The following is a 1226-nucleotide window of genomic DNA, read 5'->3' as shown; positions in this document are numbered from 1 at the left end:
CGGAGTGCACCTGCACTCCGCCGCTTCCGGCTTTTCCCGGACGGGGCAAGAGCGTTCCCCCGATCCGGCCCAACAGGCCCATTGTCGGATGAGCTGTCACAATCACGGTGTGGACCAAGCAGCGCATCCCGACAGCCCCGACGAAGTCCGGCTATACGCCGAACTCGCCACCCGGTTGAAGGAGGCGCATGCGCGAGTGCGTAAGCTCGACATACCGGACGGCGCGAAAGTGGCGCTGGTTCGCCGCCTCCTGGTCGTCACCGATGCCGCAAAACACGATCTGGCGGACGCCGCACGGCGTCTGACCAAGCTCATGGATGAGCTCGACGAGGACCCCGCGCTCGCCGCGGACACCGCCGAGGTCTGTAATCCGTTGCGACACAAGGGTGATTCGTCCGTTCGGTAATTGCTTCAGCACAATTGGGCGCTTAGCGTGCCCAATGCCGGACTATCTGATACGGCATCGGTTTTCGAAGGGGAAGACGTGAACAAGGCTCAGCTTGTCGAGGCGGTCCAGGACCGACTGGGTGGCCGTACGGCTGCCGCAGAAGCGGTGGACGCCGTCCTCGACGCCATCATCCGCGCGGTCGCGGGCGGAGACCGCGTGTCCATCACGGGGTTCGGTTCGTTCGAGAAGGTCGAGCGTGCCGCCCGCTACGCGCGCAACCCGCAGACCGGTGAGCGCGTCCGGGTCAAGAAGACCGCGATCCCGCGCTTCCGTCCGGGCCAGGGCTTCAAGGACCTGACCTCGGGCACCAAGAAGATGCCGAAGTCCGGGAGCGCGGCGGCCAAGGCCAGCCCGACCCCGCGTCCCGGCAGCGCCAAGCCGGCTCGCAAGACGGCCGCCAAGGCGACGACCCGTACGGCGGCCCGCAAGACCACGGCTGCCGCGAAGCCCGCCGCGACCCGGAAGACGGCTGCCGCCGCCAAGCCGGCCGCGACGCGCAAGACGGCCGCCGCCAAGAAGGCCACCACCGCGAAGAAGGCCACCACGGCCAAGAAGGTCACGGCGAAGCCGGCTGCCAAGAAGACCGTGGCGAAGAAGACCACGGCCAAGAAGACGGCGACCAAGCGCGCCGCGAAGTAGCAACCGCGCCAACCCCGGCGCGGGATCCCGACCCGAGGTCCTGAATCCGGGATCCACACCGGGGCCCGGCAACGGTCCCGAGCACGGCCGGACCCGAACCGGAACACGCAACGCGCGACGGGCCGGACCCTCATTCGAG

Annotated in this window: 2 protein-coding genes; both read left to right on the top strand. The window is 68.4% G+C overall.

Annotated elements, in window-relative coordinates; genetic code table 11:
* Window positions 1-88 precede the first annotated feature (88 nt).
* Window positions 89-406 (top strand): SCO5555 family protein, encoded by a 318-nt coding sequence (locus tag AB0C36_RS43130; RefSeq protein WP_358365294.1) that lies wholly within the window; start codon window positions 89-91, stop codon window positions 404-406.
* A gap of 78 nt (window positions 407-484) precedes the next feature.
* Window positions 485-1087 (top strand): HU family DNA-binding protein, encoded by a 603-nt coding sequence (locus AB0C36_RS43125; protein ID WP_358365291.1) that lies wholly within the window; start codon window positions 485-487, stop codon window positions 1085-1087.
* Window positions 1088-1226: the final 139 nt, after the last annotated feature.

This window comes from Streptodolium elevatio (assembly GCF_040649515.1).
Taxonomy (GTDB): Bacteria; Actinomycetota; Actinomycetes; order Streptomycetales; family Streptomycetaceae; genus Yinghuangia; species Yinghuangia elevatio.
Note: the sequence above shows the minus strand (reverse complement) of the source record. Positions and strands in the feature narration are given on the sequence as shown.

Bases quoted from the DNA above. Each gene is read 5' to 3' on its own strand.
- AB0C36_RS43130 (WP_358365294.1), top strand. From the start codon at position 89: ATGAGCTGTCACAATCACGGTGTGGACCAAGCAGCGCATCCCGACAGC.